Annotated in this window: 18 protein-coding genes; 10 read left to right on the top strand and 8 right to left on the bottom strand. The window is 60.3% G+C overall.

Translation table 11 applies throughout. From position 1 onward, the window contains the following. Positions 1 to 47: 47 nt before the first annotated feature. Positions 48 to 197, bottom strand: coding sequence for a DUF7535 family protein (locus C454_RS20770; RefSeq protein WP_004975973.1), 150 nt, complete (start codon positions 195 to 197; stop codon positions 48 to 50). Positions 198 to 400: 203 nt separating this feature from the next. On the opposite strand from C454_RS20770, the gene C454_RS19935 reads away from it, so the two are divergent. Continuing rightward, on the top strand, positions 401 to 661 hold the full coding sequence (locus C454_RS19935; protein WP_004975970.1) for a type II toxin-antitoxin system HicB family antitoxin: 261 nt from the start codon (positions 401 to 403) through the stop codon (positions 659 to 661). Position 662: 1 nt separating this feature from the next. Beyond that, positions 663 to 908 (top strand): type II toxin-antitoxin system HicA family toxin, encoded by a 246-nt coding sequence (locus C454_RS19930; protein ID WP_004975968.1) that lies wholly within the window; start codon positions 663 to 665, stop codon positions 906 to 908. A gap of 60 nt (positions 909 to 968) precedes the next feature. Here the strand turns inward: C454_RS19930 and C454_RS11965 are convergent, their stop codons facing one another. After that, positions 969 to 2177, bottom strand: a complete 1209-nt coding sequence (locus tag C454_RS11965) for an MFS transporter (RefSeq protein ID WP_004975966.1) — start codon at positions 2175 to 2177, stop codon at positions 969 to 971. Between the two features lie 514 nt (positions 2178 to 2691). Between C454_RS11965 and C454_RS11960 the strand changes: the two genes are divergently transcribed. Beyond that, a complete protein-coding gene (locus tag C454_RS11960) occupies positions 2692 to 4020 on the top strand; it encodes a glycerate kinase type-2 family protein (RefSeq protein ID WP_004975963.1) in 1329 nt (442 codons plus the stop codon). 263 nt (positions 4021 to 4283) lie between these two features. Here the strand turns inward: C454_RS11960 and C454_RS11955 are convergent, their stop codons facing one another. Beyond that, positions 4284 to 5024, bottom strand: coding sequence for an IclR family transcriptional regulator (locus C454_RS11955; RefSeq protein WP_004975960.1), 741 nt, complete (start codon positions 5022 to 5024; stop codon positions 4284 to 4286). Between the two features lie 339 nt (positions 5025 to 5363). Next, a complete protein-coding gene (locus tag C454_RS11950) occupies positions 5364 to 6425 on the bottom strand; it encodes a TAXI family TRAP transporter solute-binding subunit (RefSeq protein ID WP_049905157.1) in 1062 nt (353 codons plus the stop codon). A 254-nt stretch (positions 6426 to 6679) separates the two neighbouring features. On the opposite strand from C454_RS11950, the gene C454_RS11945 reads away from it, so the two are divergent. From C454_RS11945 to C454_RS11935, 3 genes are all read left to right on the top strand, one after another. Beyond that, a complete protein-coding gene (locus C454_RS11945; RefSeq protein WP_049905139.1) occupies positions 6680 to 7741 on the top strand; it encodes an isocitrate/isopropylmalate dehydrogenase family protein in 1062 nt (353 codons plus the stop codon). 3 nt (positions 7742 to 7744) lie between these two features. After that, the gene (locus C454_RS11940; RefSeq protein ID WP_004975953.1) at positions 7745 to 8167 is read left to right on the top strand and encodes a universal stress protein; all 423 of its coding nucleotides are present in this window, start codon (positions 7745 to 7747) and stop codon (positions 8165 to 8167) included. A 218-nt stretch (positions 8168 to 8385) separates the two neighbouring features. Beyond that, positions 8386 to 10365, top strand: a complete 1980-nt coding sequence (locus C454_RS11935) for a TRAP transporter permease (protein ID WP_081605230.1) — start codon at positions 8386 to 8388, stop codon at positions 10363 to 10365. 456 nt (positions 10366 to 10821) lie between these two features. On the opposite strand, the gene C454_RS11930 is transcribed toward C454_RS11935, so the two are convergent. The 3 genes from C454_RS11930 to C454_RS11920 form a co-directional block, all read right to left on the bottom strand. After that, the gene (locus C454_RS11930; RefSeq protein WP_004975949.1) at positions 10822 to 11466 is read right to left on the bottom strand and encodes an SDR family oxidoreductase; all 645 of its coding nucleotides are present in this window, start codon (positions 11464 to 11466) and stop codon (positions 10822 to 10824) included. 81 nt (positions 11467 to 11547) lie between these two features. Next, positions 11548 to 12960 (bottom strand): PAS domain S-box protein, encoded by a 1413-nt coding sequence (locus C454_RS11925; protein ID WP_004975946.1) that lies wholly within the window; start codon positions 12958 to 12960, stop codon positions 11548 to 11550. Positions 12961 to 12992: 32 nt separating this feature from the next. Beyond that, on the bottom strand, positions 12993 to 14432 hold the full coding sequence (locus tag C454_RS11920; protein WP_081605234.1) for an ATPase domain-containing protein: 1440 nt from the start codon (positions 14430 to 14432) through the stop codon (positions 12993 to 12995). A gap of 109 nt (positions 14433 to 14541) precedes the next feature. Here C454_RS11920 and C454_RS11915 point away from each other — a divergent pair, with 109 nt between their 5' ends. The 3 genes from C454_RS11915 to C454_RS11905 all read left to right on the top strand — a co-directional run bounded on the left by C454_RS11915 (position 14542) and on the right by C454_RS11905 (position 17744). Beyond that, positions 14542 to 15213: a winged helix-turn-helix domain-containing protein gene (locus C454_RS11915; RefSeq protein WP_049905138.1), complete on the top strand. Its 672-nt coding sequence runs from the start codon at positions 14542 to 14544 to the stop codon at positions 15211 to 15213. Positions 15214 to 15357: 144 nt separating this feature from the next. Continuing rightward, positions 15358 to 16371: an NADP-dependent oxidoreductase gene (locus C454_RS11910; RefSeq protein ID WP_004975942.1), complete on the top strand. Its 1014-nt coding sequence runs from the start codon at positions 15358 to 15360 to the stop codon at positions 16369 to 16371. A gap of 128 nt (positions 16372 to 16499) precedes the next feature. Beyond that, a complete protein-coding gene (locus C454_RS11905; RefSeq protein WP_004975939.1) occupies positions 16500 to 17744 on the top strand; it encodes an ABC transporter substrate-binding protein in 1245 nt (414 codons plus the stop codon). Positions 17745 to 17757: 13 nt separating this feature from the next. On the opposite strand, the gene arcD is transcribed toward C454_RS11905, so the two are convergent. Then, positions 17758 to 19227 carry an arginine/ornithine antiporter ArcD gene (arcD, locus tag C454_RS11900; RefSeq protein ID WP_004975937.1) on the bottom strand — a complete coding sequence of 490 codons (1470 nt, stop codon included), beginning with the start codon at positions 19225 to 19227 and terminating at the stop codon, positions 17758 to 17760. Between the two features lie 373 nt (positions 19228 to 19600). On the opposite strand from arcD, the gene C454_RS11895 reads away from it, so the two are divergent. Continuing rightward, positions 19601 to 20404, top strand: a complete 804-nt coding sequence (locus tag C454_RS11895) for an IclR family transcriptional regulator (protein WP_004975934.1) — start codon at positions 19601 to 19603, stop codon at positions 20402 to 20404. The last annotated feature ends 94 nt before the right edge of the window (positions 20405 to 20498 follow it).

Here is a 20498-nt window from a genome sequence, read left to right as displayed (position 1 = left end):
GTGAAAAAACACGTGCTGACGTGCGGGCTGGAGAGAGAGCGACGTGCCTAATGGAACGCTCTCCACAGCAGACCGAGGAGGATGAACGGTGTGAACGGGATCATGAGCACCGCGATTCCGGCGACGATGAGCGTCCCCATGAGTCCCATCTGGATGTTCGAGTAGTCGGTTCGAACGGGGTTGACTGCGCGAGCCATACGTGGTCGTCGGACGCACAGATATATAAAGTAATTGAATAGTTAATATATAAATGATCCGGGAAGGGGAGCGGTAGTTGTGGGGAGGACGCACGACGAAGCGGGTCCGTTGCAATCCGTAGAACCTGCTAGTCGTGGCGGTCAGAGTTCGATGCAAGCCGTCCGAACGCTTATTTGTAGACGACGACTCAATTCTGGTAGAGATGGCCAGCACGACTCGTGACAACCGAAACGGCGGTGTCGAGTTCATCCACGAGGATGATGGACGAGTCACCGCAAAGGACATCGAGACGGGTGTCGCTTCTTTTGGCGACGACCGCGCGGAGGCACTGCGGATGCTCGCTGACGCCCTCGATGCCTATCACGGGAAGGGAGAGTCTGTCGACGAAGACGAGCTGGCCGCAGAACTCGGTCTCGACCAAGACGAAGTCGGAAGCGAAGGTCGCCCACCGTGGGACGAGTAACGTGGGCCGAACGACGTTCACAGGCCGGGAAGTCGCGAAAGTGCTGCTGAAATTCGGGTACGAACCGAAGTCACGAACTGGGAGTCACCTCACGCTGGAGTACGTCAATCCCGACACTGGCGAGGTTCGACGGCCGACTGTGCCGCTTCACGGCGAGATTCCTCGTGGAACACTCGGGAGTATCGCGGAGCAGTGCGGTGCAGAAGACTTCCACTCGTTCTGTGAGTGGATTGACGACCACTGTTAGGAGTCGTTGGACAAATCATCAGCTGCGGCACAGCTCAATAGAGCCGACACGGCGGTGGGCCTACGCCCGACTCGGTTCAGGCGCTCGAAGCGCCAAGAGCACGCCGGCGATAGCGACGCCTCCGGCGGCGAAGAACGCCGGTGCGTATCCCGCGTAGTCGATAATCGCACCGGCGGCGATGGGGGCGGCGAACGCGCCGAGGAGACCGACGCTCGTCAGGAGCGAGACGGCCGTGGTCCGCACCGCGGGGGCGACGAGTTCGGCGATGTACGAGAAGATGAGCCCCGTCACGAGTTGGATGGCGAAGCCGACGACGACGACCGCGCCGACGACGAGGCCGAGTTCCGAGACGAACGCGAACGCGACGACCGCCGGCGTGGCGACGGCGAACGACGAGACGATGACCCGGCGACGACGACCGCCGAACACGCGGTCGGTGACCACGCCGCTGGTCGACCGCGCGACCGCGCCGATAGCGGGGAACAGCGCGGTCAGGAGGCCGCTCGCGGCCAGCGAAATCGGGAACTCGCTGGCGAGGAAACTCGGGAGCCACGTGTTGACGAAGAGGTACAGCGAGTAGGCGAGAAAACAGAGCGCGCAGACGGTCCAGACCGCCCGGCTACCGAACAGTTCGCGGAGCGCCGCCCGGTCGGGTGCGGGCGCGTCGACGCCGGGGACGCGCCGGCGGGTCGCGAGCAAGAAAACCACGACGCCGACGACGGCGACCGCGGCGTACAGCGGAAGAATCGCGGGCCACCCGGCGACGTTCGCGATGAGCGGGCTTCCGAACTGCCCGAGGGCGAAGCCGACGGGCGCGCTCGCGGTGAACACGCCGACCGCGGTCGCGCGCTGTTCCGGGGGGACCGCGCTGCCGACGACGTTCGCGCCCGCGTTCCAGAACGTGACGTACGCGAGGCCGCCGAGCACCCGCGAAACGAGGAGCCAGCCGTACGCGCCGGCGGTGGCCGCGTACCAGCCCCAGCCGCCGGCGACGACGAGGGCGACGGTCGCGAGCGCGACCACGCGGCGCACCGAAAACCGGTCGAGGACGACGCCGACGGGGACGCTCGTGACGACCGCCGTCGCGTACATGATGCTCACGAGCCAGCCTGCCGCGCTCGCGCTCAGCCCGAGAGACTCTTGAATCACCGGCAGCACGCTCGCCGGGGCGATTTCGTAGGCCGCCGCCGCCGTCGAAAGCAGGAAGAAGCCGACGACGATGCCCAGTATCTCGCGTCGCGTGCCCGCCGTGTCCGGTGTCGTACTCACGGTTTCGCTACCTGCTCGGCGTGGACTGAAATCGTTTGTCGTTCTGCTGTGCTGAGCAGACGAGCCACACGATAGTTTTGTGCTTTTTGTCGATTACTACCGTTCTTCGAGCACGGTATTGTCTCGGGCCAATTGACACAGACTAATACAATACTCCAACACTAGTGTAATCTATTTTTGCTCGATTATCTGGGACGACTGTCGATATGAAACACTATAGGGAAATACATAACGGTGAAAATAGCTGAGATGGCTGATTAAATGTGAGACATACATAGTTTATTGAGGGTGTCTCGAGATATATGGTGAAAACTACGATCTCCTGGGTGACTGGCCCATACCTGAAAACTAGTGTTTGTATTGTTATTTATTTTCAATATTGATGGATGAAGTTACTATCTCCGAGCGGAGGAGAATAGTCTTGTGTAGACACGACAACGTCGCGCAGCTATCCATCAACACGAGACACGAAACGCCAGTACATTTTTGAGTTCTTGGTTGAGAGTATCCACTGATGTTTGCAAATCGGGCTGCCCTTGCAGCTACATCCGAACACAAACTCGTACTCGACTGCCTTGAGGCGGGGATTCGCGCTGCACACCCGCAGTCGGTTATCGAGCGGACTGTTTCGGTAGTAGACAACACGTTACACGTCGGTGAGCGCGAGTACGACCTCGACGACTACGACCGCCTGCTCGTGTTGGGTGGTGGTAACGCCGCTGGCCACGTCGCTGCGGCCCTCGAGACGTGCTTGTCCGACCGAATCGACGACGGACTGGTCGTGACAGACGATCCTGTTTCGCTCTCGAGGGTCAGCTGTGTCGAGGGGTCTCACCCGATTCCAGATGGGTCCGCCGTTTCGGGGACCGCCGAGCTGTTGGAGCTCGCGTCGGACGCGACGACAGACGATCTCGTGCTCAGTATCGTGACGGGTGGGGGGAGCGCTCTCCTTCCTGCCCCAGCGGGTACACTCACTCTTAGTGACGTACAGGCAGTCACCGAGACACTTCTCAGGGCCGGTGCGACGATTGGAGAGATCAATACGGTTCGAAAACATCTCTCAGCAATCAAGGGCGGCCGTCTCGCGGTCGCTGCCTCGCCAGCGGATGTCATCGGGCTCGTGTTCAGCGATGTTGTCGGGAACGATTTAGGTGCAGTCGCGAGCGGCCCCGTCTCGCCGGATCCGACGACATATGGCGACGCACAAGCGGTGTTCGACCGCTACACCATCGAACCGCCTGAACCGGTTGTGCGCCACCTCAAAGATGGCTGCCAAGGGGGGCACCCAGAAACGCCTACAGAAGACCACCCGGCTTTCGCTAGTGTGGACGTTCACGTCTTGGCAGATAACGGAACTGCGTTGGAGAGTGCCGCTGAAGTCGCTCACGAACACGGGTACGAGCCGATGATCTTGTCATCACATGTCCGAGGCGAAGCGAGCGAAATCGCGAAAGTACACGTCGGTCTCGCAGAGGAAGCACTCGCCGCGAAACGACCGGTCGAACCACCAGCGGTCGTCCTTTCTGGAGGAGAAGCGACGGTTACCGTTTCGGGCGACGGACATGGCGGTCCAAACCAAGAGTTCGCGTTGAGTGCTGCACTCGAACTCGATGCGGCGGGCGTCGTCGTTGGAGCGGTTGATACGGATGGCATTGACGGCAATACCGACGCCGCTGGGGCACTCGTCGATGCCGAGCTACTTGACGACCAGGAGAGTGCACAGGCTGGGCTCGCACAAAACGACGTCTATCCACACCTTGAGGCCGCTGAGGCACTTCTTCGATCGGGGCCGACCGGGACAAATGTAAACGATCTTCGTGTGATGGTCATCACGTCGACGTGAACCGCCTCGGGGTCAAGCCCCGGGACTTCCCGTGGGTAGACCCGACATTCTGTGTTTCCCCTTCGTGGGCCGTGGTCCGCACGAGAATGTCTCAATCGTGACCCAGCATCGAGCCGGTCGGCATCTATCTACGCAACAACACGTATTATATAAAGTTCCATCTCGTGGGATATGATCGTCGATGATAGATTATGTAGCAAGGGATTACAACGATATCTTTGTAATGTATAGCACGAACATCGCTTCACCCGCACGGCAGTCGTCTACTGGTATTTCATATTGAGCTCGACCTCGTTGACGACACCCAGGAGTTTGTCTGGCAGTTCTTCGCGGTAGAATTCACCTTTGAACCGGTTCTGTGGACCGGAGATACCGATCGCACCTAACGGCTGTCCGTTCGGCTTGATAACTGGAACTGAGACGGACCGGAGACCCTCAATATACTCTTGATCGTTGAAACTGACGCCCTCGTCTCTGATCTCGCGGAGTTCGTCGTAGAGCTCGTCTTCGTCCGTGATGGTGTTCTCGGTGACTTTTGGGAGCCCATGACGCTCGATAATGCGAGCGATTTGGTCGTCGGTCAGTTGAGCGAGAATCGCTTTTCCGCCGGAGGTCGCGTGGATTGGCATTCGCTTTCCGAGCTGCGTGTTCGTCTGAACGGCGTGTTCTCCGGTTTCTCGATAGATGTACACGAGGTAACCGTGTTCTTCGATCATGAACTGAGCACGTTCGTCAGTTTCCGAGGCGAGTGCTTTGACTTTCGGTTCGATCTGAGCGAACGCCTCGTGTCGGTTGTTTACACCCATACCGATGTAAAGAAACCGGGAGCCGATATAGTAGAGATCTCCCGTCTTCATCACGTACTCTCGTTCCTCGAGTGTCTTGAGATGCCGGTGAACCGTGCTCTTGGGCAGCTCTAACTCCGTCGCCAGTTCCGATACTCGAGCCCCGTTTCGGTCTCGTAGTTCCTCGATAATCCTGAACAGCTTGTGTGTCGTTTTCATGGTTTGTGTTTCCGTTAGTCGTGATTCTCAGCGATGACACATAAAGTTTCACAATGTGGAACAGAACACTCGGAGTCTCACTTCGGATTGGCGCGCGTGTCTCGCCGTACACACGTAGTGTTCGTGTGAGTCACACCCACACATATTCACTCAACAATCATTACGGTTGTTCGCGTGTCCATCCATCCGTCTTCGAACGCAACGAAGTGAGACCCCATACTGGCCGCCAATCAGCATCGAGTGTGTGCCATGATACGGAACTTTATATACGAACATACTGAGTACGAAGTACAATCGGTGACTATCCTAAAAAACGAAACGTCCGTCAGTTTGGTTTCGTTACGCTTCGTCGCCGACGGTCCAGGAGTCGTCCCACACGTCTTGTTCCTTGTAGAACTCAGCGACGCCGGGGTGGACCGGATGTTCTGGAATGACTGCGGTGGCCATATCTGCCGGGTCAGAGTGGTCAGCGTACGTCTGGTCGGCCTCCCGGATAGTCTCGCCGTGTTCGTGACTGATCCGAGCCAGTTCGTGTGCGGCGTCTGCTGGCACTTCCGGACTGAGCAGACACTGCAGGTCAAGATTCCAGCTGACGATCGAGTCGGTAACCTTCGTGACCTCCTGATTCCACCCGTAAGGCTCGATTTCGGCTAAACGTGCGCCGCCGACCTCTTCGATGGCCTGTTTGAAATTGTCGGCGACATCGACGAGATAGACGTCGTTTCGAGCGTCGATCTGCTTCGCCCAGCCAGTCAGTTCGACGCGGTTCGACCCGTATACCGCAACAGCGTCAACGCGACCCTCTTCGATCGCACCAGGGATGTCGCTCGTGTTGACGTTGATGATGTCGACTTCCTCCCACATTCCGGCGACTCGCATCACCTCTTCGGTGAGTAGCCGCGTCCCGAAGCCCGGCTGAATCGGGTAGACGGTCTTCCCCGCGAAGTCTGCGGTCGATTCGATTCCAGAGCCTTCAACGGCAACCCAGAAGATGTCGAGTCCGTTGAACCGGAACGACTGATAGCCGATGTTGTCGACCGGTTCATCGTTGAATCGGTCCGTTTCGTTGACCGCCTTGTTGATCGTGTTGTTGTCCGTCGCGACGGCAGGGATGTTGCCTTGGTCGTACTGATACATGTTGGCGACGTTCCCCTGGGTCTGCTCGACGGTCATTCGGAGGGAGTCGCTGTGCTCGTTGAGTGCTCGAGCAAGTGCTTGCATCGAGTTGAACGCCGTACTCCCCTGTGAGGAGCCGCCCATCCGTAGTTGGTACGAGCTACCACCTGAGCCACCGTCCGAACCCGAATCATCGCTCGAGCCGCCGTCCGACCCTGAATCGCCGCCGGATCCACTGCCAGACCCACTGTCGGATTCGCTGTCGCCACCGAGACAGCCGGTGATTGCAACGGTCCCGGCACCCGCAGCGGCTGCTTTGAGAATACTCCGTCTAGTCCGTGCGCTGTGTGCTTGCTTAGACATCCGCTCTTGACGTTCATGTACATCGATGATAAACCTTGTTGTTAATTCCAATATTTGATTGGTACTCAAATTATCGTCAGGGGGTCGGTCCTGTGGTAGTCGGCCTGAGAGCGAGATACCCCCTTGGTTGGTCGCCACCCAAATATTTTTATCAAGATAGAGCATCAATCGGACCGATGTCGTATGACATAGCGGTGATTCCAGGCGACGGTATCGGAATTGAAGTGACAGAGGCAACCGAGCCACTTCTCATCGAACTTGCTGCGGCCCACGACGTCGAGATCGAGACGACGTGGTTCGACTGGGGAAGCGAGCGGTATCTCGAAGAGGGTGCGCTCATGCCCGACGACGGTTTGGAGACGCTCAAAGAGTTTGACGCGATTCTGCTCGGTGCGGTGGGTCACCCAGACGTGCCGGATCACGTTACGCTCCGTAACCTTCGCCTCCCGATCACCAAGGGATTCAACCAGCACATCTGCAAGCGCCCCTCGTATCTCTTTGATGGGGTCGAAAGCCCGCTTCGTGGCTACGAGGGCGGCGATATCGATCTCGTTGTCTACCGGCAGAACACCGAAGGCGAGTACGCCGACGTCGGTGGACGCGAACACCAAGGATTCGGGAACGAAGTCGCAGTCCAGTCAGCGGTCTACACACGCGAGGGGACCGAAGCGATCGTCCGGGCCGCGTTCGAGGCCGCGACAGAGCGGAGTGGAAAACTAACCAACATCACGAAGTCGAACGCACAGGCTTACGGGATGGTGTTCTGGGACGAAATCGTCGAGGAGGTTAGCGAGGAATACCCGGACATCACCGTCGAACGACTCCTCGTCGACGCCGGGAGTATGGACTTCGTTCGTCGTCCCAACGAGTTCGACGTCGTCGTCGCATCTAACCTGTTCGGCGATATCCTCACCGACATCGGTGGCATCATCTCCGGGAGTCTTGGGATGGCCCCGTCGACGAACATCAACCCAAGCGGGGAGTTCCCCTCGATGTTCGAACCGGTTCACGGGAGCGCCTTCGATATCATGGGAGAAGGCATCGCGAACCCGGTCGGGATGCTGTTGTCGATGTCGTTGATGTTCGAGCATCTCGAAGAGGACGACCTCGCCGAGACGCTCTGGGACGGCGTCGGTGCACAGCTAGCAGATTCGGACGCACCGCGGACCCCGGACATCGGTGGCTCGGCAACGACGCTGGATGTTGTGGGCGACCTCGAAGAACGACTCCTCGAGTAACCCATGTATCACGTGCTACTTGCGGTCGACGGGAATGAAGACCGGACGGCAGCCGCCGTCGACGCAGTTGCCGACCTCCCCGCTGCCGAGTCAGCCGTCACCGTCACGATCCTCAACGTGTTCGAGGAGTTCGATGCAATCGACGACAGCGGTGGACACGTGACGTCGGAGGAACTCTTCGAAAAGTACGATCCGCCATCGAGCGTAACTGTCGCCCGCGAGAAACTGGACGAGCACGGAATTGACTGGACGTTCGAGGCGGCTCACGGCGACCCAGCGGCGACGGTCGTACAGACTGCAGCGGATTGTGACGCCGATGCGATTGCCATGGCGCCCGCCAGTCGCTCTCCGGTTGGGAAAGTGCTCTTCGGGAGCGTCACACAGGGCGTCCTGCTTGACGCCGAGTGTCCAGTCATCGTTGCCTAGTTCCTGACCGCCCGACAGCCTGCAACCTGCCCCACTCCCGTTTTCGTCAGCTGAGATTGCCTCCCAACGGCTTCAGTCACACTCCCCGGAAACCGAGAGCCGATGTACTCGGACGTCTCAGGTGCGGATTCGTTTGTCTGCTGTCATGCGAGACGTCGCCATATGACTGAGTCTACCATAACTAATTTATATGTTTGAATCTACTGTGAGAGTGAACCATGGTAGCAAGACGTATCCAGCGATTGAGATCAACAGACCTGGAAGACGCGGTGGGTGGGACGGTAACGCTCGCTGCTCTCGCGTTGTGGGCACTCGTTATCTTCTATGCCTACACCGTGTCGATGCCGCGGGCACAGTATGGTGTCCTGTTCATTGCCGGTGCAATCGGGGTGTACATCCTCAACGAACTCGAAGACGTCATCGCTGATCGGGACTATCTCGACGCAGCCCTGTTACTTGGGTCGTTGGTAATCACCATTGCCATCACCGTCTACGTCAACCTGCACTTCAGGGAACTGTACATCGACCGTGTTGGCTACGCGTTTCCACACGAGTACGCCTTGGCAGCTGCATTCCTTGCAGCAATTGTCTACCTCTCGTGGCGTTCGTTCGGGCTGACGTTCCTTAGCATCCTTGTGGGTGCGCTCCTGTACGGCTACTTCGGTGATCTGATTCCCGGTATCCTCGGGCACAGCGGGTTGAGCTACAGCCGACTGCTCCTCTTGCTCGCACTCGATATCACCGGCTTCTACGGCTTCCTGACTCAGTTAGTCGCGGCGTGGATCGCGCTCTTCTTGCTTTATGCGGGGCTGCTGGAGAGCTACGGTGCGTTCGACCTCATCTTCCGTGGAGCCGTCCGAACGTCGAAGTACATCGACTCGGGCGTTGCACAGACCGCTGTCGTCGCAAGTGCAGTTATCGGCTCGATCAACGGTTCACAGACCGCAAACGCCGGGATGACCGGGTCGTTCACAATCCCGATGATGAAAGAAAACGGCATCAAGCCCTCGACAGCAGGGGGGATTGAGGCGGTCGCATCCACAACTGGGCAGGTTCTTCCACCAGTTATGGGTGCGGGAGCGTTCATCATGGCCTCGCTTCTCGGCATCAGCTACGTGACCGTCATCACCGCGGGGCTCATTCCGGCGATGATCATGATGGTGTGTATAATTCTCGCGGTTCACTACATCGCGAGCAATCAGCTCGACTCGATCGACGTCGACGCCGTCCTCGACGAGCTGGAAGACCGGACTCGTCGGGACACCCTCGTCGACACGGTCAAGTTCATCATCCCATTCGGCGTGTTGGTGTACACGCTCGGCGTCATTCAGCTAACTGTGATGACGTCCGCGCTGTACACCGCGGTCACGATGTTGATCACCGGCATCACATTCCCCGTCTTCCAGGCGGCGTACGAGTCGCGCTCGGTGACGGCCGCGACTCGAGAGACGCTCTCGGACACGGTGGCTGGCTTCCGGCGCGGTGCGATCATCACGGCACCCATCGCCATTATCCTCGCGGCGATCAACGGCGTTGTTGACATTCTCATGACTACGGGCGTCCCCGGAATCCTCACCCTCTCGATGATGGATATCTCGGGTGGCATCATGCTCGTCGCTGTTTTGATCTCGATGGTAATCTGTATCCTCCTCGGGTTGGGGATGCCGACGACTGCCGCCTACACCGTTGTGGCACTCCTCGTGGCCCCGACGCTCGTCAGTCGCTTCCTCGTCCCAGACCTGGCTGCCCACTTCTTCGTCTTCTACGGCGCGATTCTCTCGGGACTCACGCCACCGATTGCGACGTGTGCCGCGGTCGCCGCCGGTATCGCGAATGCCGACTTCGTCGAGACGTGCTACGAAGCCATCAAAGTCGCCGCCCCACTGTTCGTCTTGCCGTTCTCGTTCATCTACCACCCTGTCATCGTCTCAGGGGTACTCAGCGGCGGTGCCGTCTTCACCGGGTTGCTCATCTTGCTGGGCGGTATTAGCATCATCCACGGAATCAACTACCGCTTTGGCTACGGCAAATGGGCGCAACTCGGCACTCGAGTGGCGTTCTTCGTGGTTGGTGTCCTCACGATGGTGTACCCCAACTCGACAGTTCAGTACGCGGGCGCTGGCGTGATTATCACGCTCTTCGTCGTCCAACAGCTCGCGACTCGTAACGTTGCTGTCGGCGACACCATCAACAACTAGGCACATCGATGTACAATCGTCAATACAAGACACCGACCGGTAACTGGTAGCCGGGAGAAACACGTACCACTCGTCGATTTTACTCCCGAGGACAGTTGTCGTCTCTTCCCCACAGCACAGACTGTGGGATGTCCTCTTACGTGGTTGCCACTTCTCGCTGACCACGTTTCTTGACTGTATCTTCTGATATAGTTAGGTGGAGAATCAATATAGTTGTGCTATTTTTGTGCATTTTTATATTAGCGTACCATTCTCGAGACTGTGCGTACAAAATATTAAACTGCAGATAGTAGCCACTATCTGTCTGAATCTACTTCGAATCCCCAATAGAAGTATTGGATTTCCGGGTTTGTTACTCTATTTGTATCAGCAAAAACTGACTCCTCTATCTCACTATTGTTTATTTATTGCACTCCTATTGCTTGTGTTGGGTGTCACTATTCAGATAATCCCAACTCAGTCGTCTCCGCGGAGCGCCCGTTCGATGGGCGTCTCGCCACCCGTGAGATGCAGCGTCTCGCCGACCGTCCGGTCGATGTCAAGACAGGCGACGACCGCCTGCGCCACGTCGGCCCGCGGAATCTCGGGCGTGTCGCCGTCGAGACTCTCGACGGTCAGCGAGACGGCCTCGGTGCCGTCCGCGTCGGTAAGCCTCGTGGGGCGGAGAATCGTCGCATCGAGCGACGACTGTTTGAGGTAGTCGTCGGCGCAGCGCTTGGCGACCAGGTACGGGCGCAGCGGCTCGGGGCCTGCGAGCGGGTCGCCCGCGCCGATGGAGCTAATCATCACGAAGCGGTCGATACCCGCGTCGACACAGGCGTCGACCACCCGTCGAGCGCCCCAGAGGTCGACCATGAGCGTCTTGTCCGCGCCGGTCGACCCGCCGGAGCCGGCGGTGAACACGACCGCGTCGGCCCCCTCGAGCGCCGCTTCGAAGTCGCCTTCGAGGTCGCCCAGTCGCGGCTCGCCGCCGCGGTCGCGGACCGCCTCGAACTGCGATTCGTCCCGGACGACGCCGATGGGGTCGTGGCCGGCGTCCGCGAGCCGGGGGAGGAGCCGCCGTCCGATACCGCCGTTCGCGCCGATGACTGCGACCTGCATGGTTCGCCGTCGCGTAGTCGGCCGGGCCAGATAGGGGCTGGGATCGGCGAAGGTGAAGGTGGTTCGTGAGAACAGCGCGGCTTAGTCCGTAGGTTGCGGGAGCGAGACTGTCACCACACTTCCCCGAGTGCTGTCGGTGCTGATATCGAGCTCACCGCCGATACCGTCGACGACGGAGTTCACCATCCACAGACCCAGCCCGCTCCCGTGACGTAACGCGGTCTCTTCGCCTTCGAGCATCGCGAGTTCCTGTTCGGAGATACCGGTTCCACGGTCTTCGATCCGAACCGTTACGGCTGGTTGTGCCTCAGTTACGGAGATGTCGACGAGCGGCGCGTCCTGCGTCGAGTGGACGATCGCGTTCTCACAGAGTTCGTACAGCGCGGTCTGCAGATACGAGTTTCCGAAGACCTGCGCACTCTCAGGGGCGGTCAGCTCGATCCGGGCATACGGATACTCGTCGGAGAGCGCTGCTCGAATTCGGTCGAGTACCGCAACGACGTCGAGTGACTGTAACTCATCTCCCGCCTGGAGCGCGTTACTGACGGTTCTGGACTTCTCGCTGAGATCAAGCAACTCTTTGGAGCGGTCGACGACCTTCTCTGCGAACGCACTGACTTCGTCGTCGGCCGTCGATTCGTAGATGAGTTCGCCGTACCCGTTGACGACGTTTATGCTGTTTCGGATGTTGTGTCGCAATACCCGATTGAGTACACGGATCTGCTTTTGTCGCCGGACCCGTTCGGAGATGTCTCGAATCAACAGCAGTACCGACTGTTGTTCGGCGTGTTCGATCGCCGCTGCGGAGGCCTCGGCGTGGACGCTCTGTCCCCACTGTGTGGTACAGATGAGTGTTTTCGTGACGCCAGCATCCTGTTGGGAGAGGTGTTCGGTGAACTCGGTGAACTCACAGCCGTCTTCGAACTGGATGACGCTCGACGGGTCGAGTCGCTGTAGTTCGAACTTGGAGTAGCCGAAGAGTTCGCAAGCGGCCCTGTTGCACTCGGCGATCTCGTTCGACTCGACATCGACGACGACGATGGCTTCCTCTGCGGACTCGAACAGTCGTTCGTATCGCGCTTCGATTTGTTCGTACTGGCTCGTCAGCTTTCGAGATTGCACACGTCGGATACAGAGATTTTCGAGACGATAGTTGAGGACCTGCTCGTTGATCGGTGCAGCGACGATATCGTCCACGACGGCTTGCTCCCGCTGCCACACCTGCTGTGTACCCCCGAGGCTGAACGAGGAATCCTGACGCTTGATCACAACGACTGGACAAAACGTCGGATGTTCGGCCTGTTTTCGCGCTAATAGCTGAGAGCCGTACTTCGGGAGGAGACGGTCTTCAATCAGGTAGCACGACGCGGGTTGAATCTCGTCGTCGACGACGACATCGTACTCCGACAACAGCAGGTCACGGATTGCTGATTGGTCTTGTTCACCACTCACGAGCAACTGAACCGTCGTCTCGTCGTGTCTCGTCTCAAACATCAGTTAAGATCGCCAAACAGTCGTGGGACAACTCACTCGTCGAAGAGTCCGCGGGTGATGTCTGGGGCTGTCTCGAAGGGCCCATGCAGTTGCAACCCCTGTGCATCTTCGATCGTGAACCGGTGAAACTGGTTATCGAAATCGCCGAGGCGCTTTTTCAGCACGCCAATCATCCGTTCCATCCCTCCTGCCTGCTCGACGTACGACAGAAACACGACGTTGTCCGCTAGGTAGCTGGCACCTGCGCTCGTCGGCGACTCAACCCCGGTCACTCTGCCAACTTCGTCTGTGATGATGACCGAAATATCTCGCTGTTTCAACGTCCGCGTGAGTGTGTGAAGCCGCCGGACGAGTTGCATGTCATCACCCTGAATCGACATCTTATAGCCCGCAATACCATCGATCAGCACGATCTCTGGATCCCGTCGTTCAACGGCATCGAGCACGAGTTGTGCGAACTCTTCAGGCGAGCGTACGAGCGGTTCGATATCGTGTAGCTCCAGCAGTCCGCGATCGACGAGGTCTCTGACAGGCGTCCCGAGTTTTTCAGCACGGTAGCTGAACTGGTCCGTCGACTCCTCGAAGAGGAATCCGAGGGTGGTTTTGCCTTGGCTGGCAACGCCGTGTAAGAACTGTGTTCCAGTCGTCGTCTTCCCGACGCCGCTCGGGCCGCTAATGAACGTCACAGAGCCCTCTCGGACACCGCCCCCCAGCAGTGCATCGAGACTGTCGTTCCCCGAGGTGAGGACGTTCGGATCGAACGGCGTCGTCCGCTGTTGAGGGACGACGCGCGGATACACTTCGAGACCCTGCGCGCGGATCTCAAGTCCGTGTGTCCCTGCCTCCTGACCGAGCCCACGGTGTTTCTTCACTTCGCATCGGCGTCCAGCAGTTCCATTTGTGAGATCGAGGAGTCCGTCACTCAGCGACTCGGCGTCCTCCGGCCAGTTCCCGCTGTCGTCGCTTCTGGTCGTGAGCGTCCCGACGACTGTCGTCTCTCGGTCACGGAGATACCGCATGAGCGACAGGAGACGTTTGCGGTACTGGTACTGGTCTGTCTCGATATACTTGATCTGCGTTATCGGATCGATGAGTATGCGTGACGGATCGTACTCCTCGATCGCCTGCATGATGTCTTCGGTGATTCGTTCGGACTGTACATCACCCGGCTCGACGAGGTCGTACGATTGGTCTTCGGTGAAAAACTCAGTTTCCGGACCGAGGTCGAGAAAATGCGCCCCAGAGATGTCGATATCGACTTGCTTCGCATTCAGCAAGACGTTCTCTTTCGATTCTTCACCGTGCATATAGACAACCGACTCATCCGCTTCGAGACCGGCTTCGAGGAAGTGTGCACCAAGCAGAGATTTTCCGGCACCTGGCTCGCCTCTCACCAGATACATTCTTCCCCTGGCAAACCCTCCGTGAAGAACGGTGTCTAACCCGGGGATACCTGAACTGATGCTGTCCATTGTTTTCCTGTCCGTGTACGAGAGTATATTCGTTCTGGTACCGGAATGGTACATTTCTGTGTGTTCCTCAACAAATGGTCTATAACGCCGGCTCTCTGTGTGTGAGGTAATGGAACGAGACAGGATCGAAGCGGCACGTTCGTTCGTCCTCAGTTCCAAATACCGAAAACACGTGTTGAAAGGGTTGGCGAGGGCCACCCTCGCGACACCGACCGAGCTCGCCGAAAACACGGAGCTCCAACGGTCACATCTCTCCAGGGCGATTTCGGAGTTACGCGAGGAGGACATCGTGAAACTCCACGCGCCAGAAGAGCGAACTGTTGGACGGTATTACGGACTGACTGACTTCGGTGAAGCGGCGTGGGAGCATCTCCGTACGGACATCATACACGTAGAGTGGCAGGACTCCGACCCGACGAGTGAGACAAGCTGCCGGTTCGTCGAAACAGTAACCCAACTCCTCGGAGACAAACTCCGGTTCGTCGGCATGTACGACGGTGCCTCAGCCAGGCTCTTGTACGCCGATGATGACGCACGCTCCGAGTACACAGAACAGGAACTGACAGACGGTGCCCGAGAACTGGTGTTCCGGCGGGGTAACTTAGATCTGAACATCCCAAATAAGGAGTGCTGGGCACAGATTTACTTCTTCGATCCGGAAGCACTACTTATCGCTCAAGACCCGGATCGGAATCTGTATTCTGCCAGCTTTTCACCGTACCAAGATGTCGATATCTCTGCCCTCCTGAACACGATCGAGTCGGTGGTTCTACAGGAGTAACAAGGCGAGTGATTCGGGGTCGTCCGACGATGAGAGAGGGCAGACAACGACAGACAGCTCCCCGACGCCTGACGTGCCCCCGTCGAACCGGACGGTGCTGCTGGAAACAACACCGTCCTAACGCTCGCGGGTCGGTGTTCGGGTATGCGAGAGACGAACCGCGAGTGGATGTTTGCCGAGCGCCCCGAGGGCGAACCGGACATGGACAGTTTCGAACTCCGCGAGGGCGAGATACCGGACCCGCGACACGGGGAACTCCTCGTTCGCGTGCGATATCTCTCCGTCGACCCGTACATGCGCGGGCGGATGCGAGACGCGGAGTCGTACGCCGAGCCGTGGTCGGTCGGCGACCCGTTGCAGGGCGGCGTCGTCGGCGAAGTCGTCGAAAGCGAGAGCGACGCGTACGACGCCGGCGACCTCGTGACCGGAAACGGCACGTGGGCCGACTACACCGTCCTCGACGCCGGCGAGGTCGCGCCCGTCGACCCCTCGGTCGCGGACCTCCCCGCCTATCTCGGCGTGCTCGGGATGCCCGGCCGGACGGCGTACTTCGGCCTCCTCGAAGTGGGCGACCCCTCGCCCGGCGAGACGGTCGTCGTGTCCGGCGCGGCCGGTGCAGTCGGCTCCGTCGTCGGCCAGATTGCCAAGTTCAACGGCTGTCGCGTCGTCGGCTTCGCCGGCTCCGACGAGAAGGTGTCGTGGCTCACCGACGACCTCGGCTTCGACGCCGCGATCAACTACAAGGACGTCGACGACTACCGGGCGGCGCTCGACGACGCCGCGCCCGACGGCGTCGACGTCTACTTCGATAACGTCGGCGGGCCCATCACCGACGCGGTGTTCACGAAGCTGAACCTCGACGCCCGCGTCGCCGTCTGCGGGCAGATCGCCCACTACAACGACGAGGGCGTCCCGACCGGCCCGCGAAAGCTCCCACAGCTCATCGCGCCGCGCGCGAAGGTGCAGGGACTGCTCGTCGGCGACTACGCGACGCGATTCGGCCAGGCGAGCGAACAGCTCGGCTCGTGGGTCGCCTCGGGCGACCTCGAACACCGCGAGACCGTCGTCGACGGGCTGGAGAACGCGCCCGACGCGTTCCTCGGGCTGTTCTCCGGCGACAATATCGGCAAGCAGGTCGTCGGCGTGTCCGAACCTTAACGCGCGGCTTCGCCGCCGACCGCCGGTGAGGTGACCACCACGGCCCGAACGCGGACCGTCGTGTCATTCATTTTTAGTCCTGCCTAAACTTCGAAGCACCTATATCGGTTTAGGTGGGCCTAATCCGTATGAAAGAGACCGACGAGAACGCGGGTCCGACGCGGCGAGACTACGTGAAGTACGGTGGCGCACTTCTCAGTGGGGGCCTCCTCGCAGGCTGCGCCGGGCAGTCGGGCGATACGACGTCGACGACGGCGACCGAGACGGCCACGGAGACCGGAACCGAGACGGACGCCGCCGAGACGACGACCGAGGCGGCCGAATCGAGCTACACGGCCGAGCTGTCGCCGGTCGGGACGGTCACGCTGGACGAGCCGCCGACGAACGTGTTCACCCACTTCCCGTGGTTCCCGGACATGGCGAGCGCGCTCGGGCAGGGCGACACCGTCAACAACCTCTGGTGGGACGGCACCGTCGCGGGCCTGGAGTACTTCACCGCCGGCTTCGACGACTTCGAAATCGAGTGGGCTGACGCCGCGGGCGAGTACGGCTTCACGAAAGAGCGGCTGTACGAACTCGACAGCGACCTCCACCTCGTCGACCCCGCGTGGGTGTCCACGCAGGACAACTGGAACCAAGCCGACATCGACGAGGTCGCGGACAACATCGGCCCGTGGTTCGGCAACTACTACAGCAACTTCAACGCCGCGCCCCCGGAGGAGTGGGCCGACGGCTACGAGTACTACGACCTCTGGGAGCTGTTCGACCGCGTCGCGTCGCTGTACGGCGAGCGCGAGCGCTACGAGGCGCTGCAGTCTGTCCGCGACGACCAGCTCACAACCGTCGAAGACGGGCTTCCGGCCGAGTCCGAGCGCCCGACCGCCGCGTACCTCTCGATTTCGACGGACCTGTCGAGCATCTACCTCCTTCGGCTGAACGCGCCCGGCTACTGGAACGCTCATACCCGGCCGCTCGGCGCGGTCGACGCCTTCGGCGACGAGGAGTTCACGGGCCCGTTCCAGGAAGTCGACATGGAGGCGTTGTTGGAGGCCGACCCCGACGTGATTCTCACGCTGTGGACGGTCACCGAAACCGTCGATTTCGACGGGCTGAAGCAGAACCTCCGGGACGACCCGGTCGGCCGCGAACTGGCCGCCGTCCAGAACGACCGCGTCTACCCGCAGGGGACCCGGTGGCAGGGGCCGCTGATGAACCTGTTCCAGACCGAGATGACGGCCAAACAGCTCTACCCCGACCAGTTCGGCGACTGGCCGACCTACGAGGACGGCGACGACTATCCGGACTTCGGTGCCGACGAACAGCTGTTCGACCACGAGCGGGTCGAAGAGATCATCGCCGGCGAAAATCTGTAGGCGCGTTTCCTCGTCAGTCGTCGGTCGACGAGGGCGAGCCGCGACGGTCGCCGGCGTCGCCGGGGGCCGCGCCAGGCTGGTAGGTGATCTGCCAGCCGGTCACGCCCATGAGGAGCAAGACGAGCGGCGACAGCAGGCCGAAGAAGTAGTACGGCGCGTACTCGAGGGTCCCGACGCCGAGCGTACCGGCCATGAACAGCGCCCCACTGTTCCACGGAATGAGCGCGCTCGTGGTCGTCCCCGCCGATTCGATGGCCCGCGAGAGGTTCTCGCTTTGGAGTCCCTGTTCTTCGTAGAGGTTCCGGAGCGTGATGCCCGGGACGACGATGCTGATGTACTGCTCGGCGGCGAGGACGTTCATCGACACCGCGGAGACGGCGGTCACGCCGGTCAGGCTCGCGACACCGCGGCTCAGTCGGCCGAGGTGGTGTGCGAGCACGGCGAGGATGCCGGCGCGTTCGAGCATCCCGCCGAGCGACAGCGCCGCGATGGCGATGGTGACCACCCACGCACCGCCGATCATCCCCCCGCTTGCCAGCAGGCCGTCGACGAGTTCCATCCCGGTCGACGGCGAGGTTCCAGACTGCGCGATGGACCACACGGCTCCGAACGCGGTTCCCTGCATCACGACCGAGGTAATTGCACCCGCGAACACGCCCGCGCCGAGCGCCGGCAACGCAGGAACGCCGTAGAGCGCGAGACCGAACGTGATGATGAGCGGGGCGAAGGTGAGTACCGATATCGCGTACGACCCGGTGAGCGCGCCCTGAATCTCGGCGATGCGCCCGACCGGAATGTTCCCGGAGGCCTGGACGCCGAGGACGGCGTACAACACGACGGCGATGCCGAACGCGACGAGCGAACTGTCGCGCATGGCGTTGACGTGGTCGAACAGGTCGGTGTTCGTGACGGCGGCCGCGAGGTTCGTCGTGTCCGAAAGCGGCGACTGTTTGTCACCCATGTACGCTCCTGAGAGGATGGCCCCCGCGGTCATCGGGGCTGGAATCCCCAATCCGGCACCGATGCCGATAAACGAGACGCCGAGCGTGCCGGCGGCCGTCCACGACGACCCGATTGCGAACGTGACGATCGACGCGAGCACGGCCGTGATGGGCAGGAATATCGTCGGCGTCAGCAGGTCGAGGCCGTAGTACATCAGGCTCGGAATCGTCCCCGCGGCGACCCACGTCGCGATGAGCGCGTAGACGACGAACATGATGAGGATGACCTGAATCCCCATGTGGAGGCTGTCGGTGATGCCGTCGTAGAGGTCCGCCCAAGAGATGCCCAGCCAGTACCGACTGAACAGTCCGGTGAAGGTGATGCCCCAAAACAGCGGGAACTGCGGGTCGAGGCCGTAGACGACGATGCCGACGCCGAGGAAGACGAGCATCCCGAAGACGGGGACCAACGCTTCGAACAGCGAGGGTCGCTCGTCGGCGTCGAGTTCCTCGTACAGGCGGGGCTCGAACGCTAAGCCCATCGTGGCACCTCCGTCGGTCGCCGTCTGTCGCCCGACCGTCTCGTCGGGGTTCCGCCGACGTGTCCGCCCGAGACCGGGCCGGCGCGGTCGGCGCGTGCCGTCGTTCCGCGTTCACCGACCGTCGTTGGAAGCCGATACGTGCGCGCTCGCACCCGGCCCACCGCGGGCGCGTCCCGGCGGCGGCCAGATGGTTGACAATCCATACCACTCGAACAATCATGAATGTCCCATATAAATTTTTATTTGGAGATTTTGGCGTGTAATGTTTGAGAAAGACAAACATGATTGCATCTATAGCAGACAAACGGCGTTGTCAGACGAATCGCAGTTTGATATAACAGAACTAATGGCACCCCACCGAGTTCGGGTTCGTATGGACGACAGTCGCCCCGCGGACGGCCCGCGTCGAATCAAATCCGTACAGACGGCGAGCGAGATTCTGGCTGCGATACAGCGACGGCCCGACCCGACGTTCAGCGACGTCTGCGACGAACTCGACGCCTCGAAGGGGACCGTCCACACCTACCTCGCGACGCTCGAAGAAGAAGGATTCGTGGCGAAGGTCGACGGCCGCTATCGCCTCGGCCTGCGACTGGTCACGATGGGCGAAACCGTGCGCAACGAGACGCCGCTGTACCGCGCGGGCCAACTCGAGGTGGACAAGCTCGCCGACACGACCAACGAGTACGTCCACCTGACGGTCGTCTCCCGCGGCAAGGAGGTGACCATCTACGAGAGTCGCGGCGACAACGCGGTCGCGACGGACTATCATCTGCGGATGCGCGAGGCCCCACAGTACCTCCATTGTACGGCGACCGGGAAAGCGATGCTCGGTCACTTCGACGACGACCGCGTCCGCGACATCATCGACGACCAGGGACTCGTCGAGCAGACCGACAACACCATCTCCGACACCGACCGGCTGTTCGACGAACTCGAGCGGATTCGCGAGCGAGGCTACGCGGTCAACGACGAAGAGGAACTTCGCGGCATGCGCTCTATCGGCGCGCCGATTCGCGGCGTCGACGGCGACGTCTGCGGGGCGGTCAGCGTTACTGCGCCGACGAGCCGACTCTCCGGGGACCGCTTTCGGTCGGAAATCCCCGAACTCGTGATGCAGGCGGCGAACATCATCGAGGTGAACCTCGAAACGACCACGTTCGACCCGTCCCGATGACCCGGACTTTGACGATTCCAAACGCCCTGTGACGCCGGCGCGTGGCGAGTTTCTTCACGAGGGGCTCCCTCGGCGCGAACCGCCGCCGATTCGC

Source organism: Haloferax gibbonsii ATCC 33959, from assembly GCF_000336775.1.
In the GTDB taxonomy this organism is placed as follows: domain Archaea; phylum Halobacteriota; class Halobacteria; order Halobacteriales; family Haloferacaceae; genus Haloferax; species Haloferax gibbonsii.
Note: the sequence above shows the minus strand (reverse complement) of the source record. Positions and strands in the feature narration are given on the sequence as shown.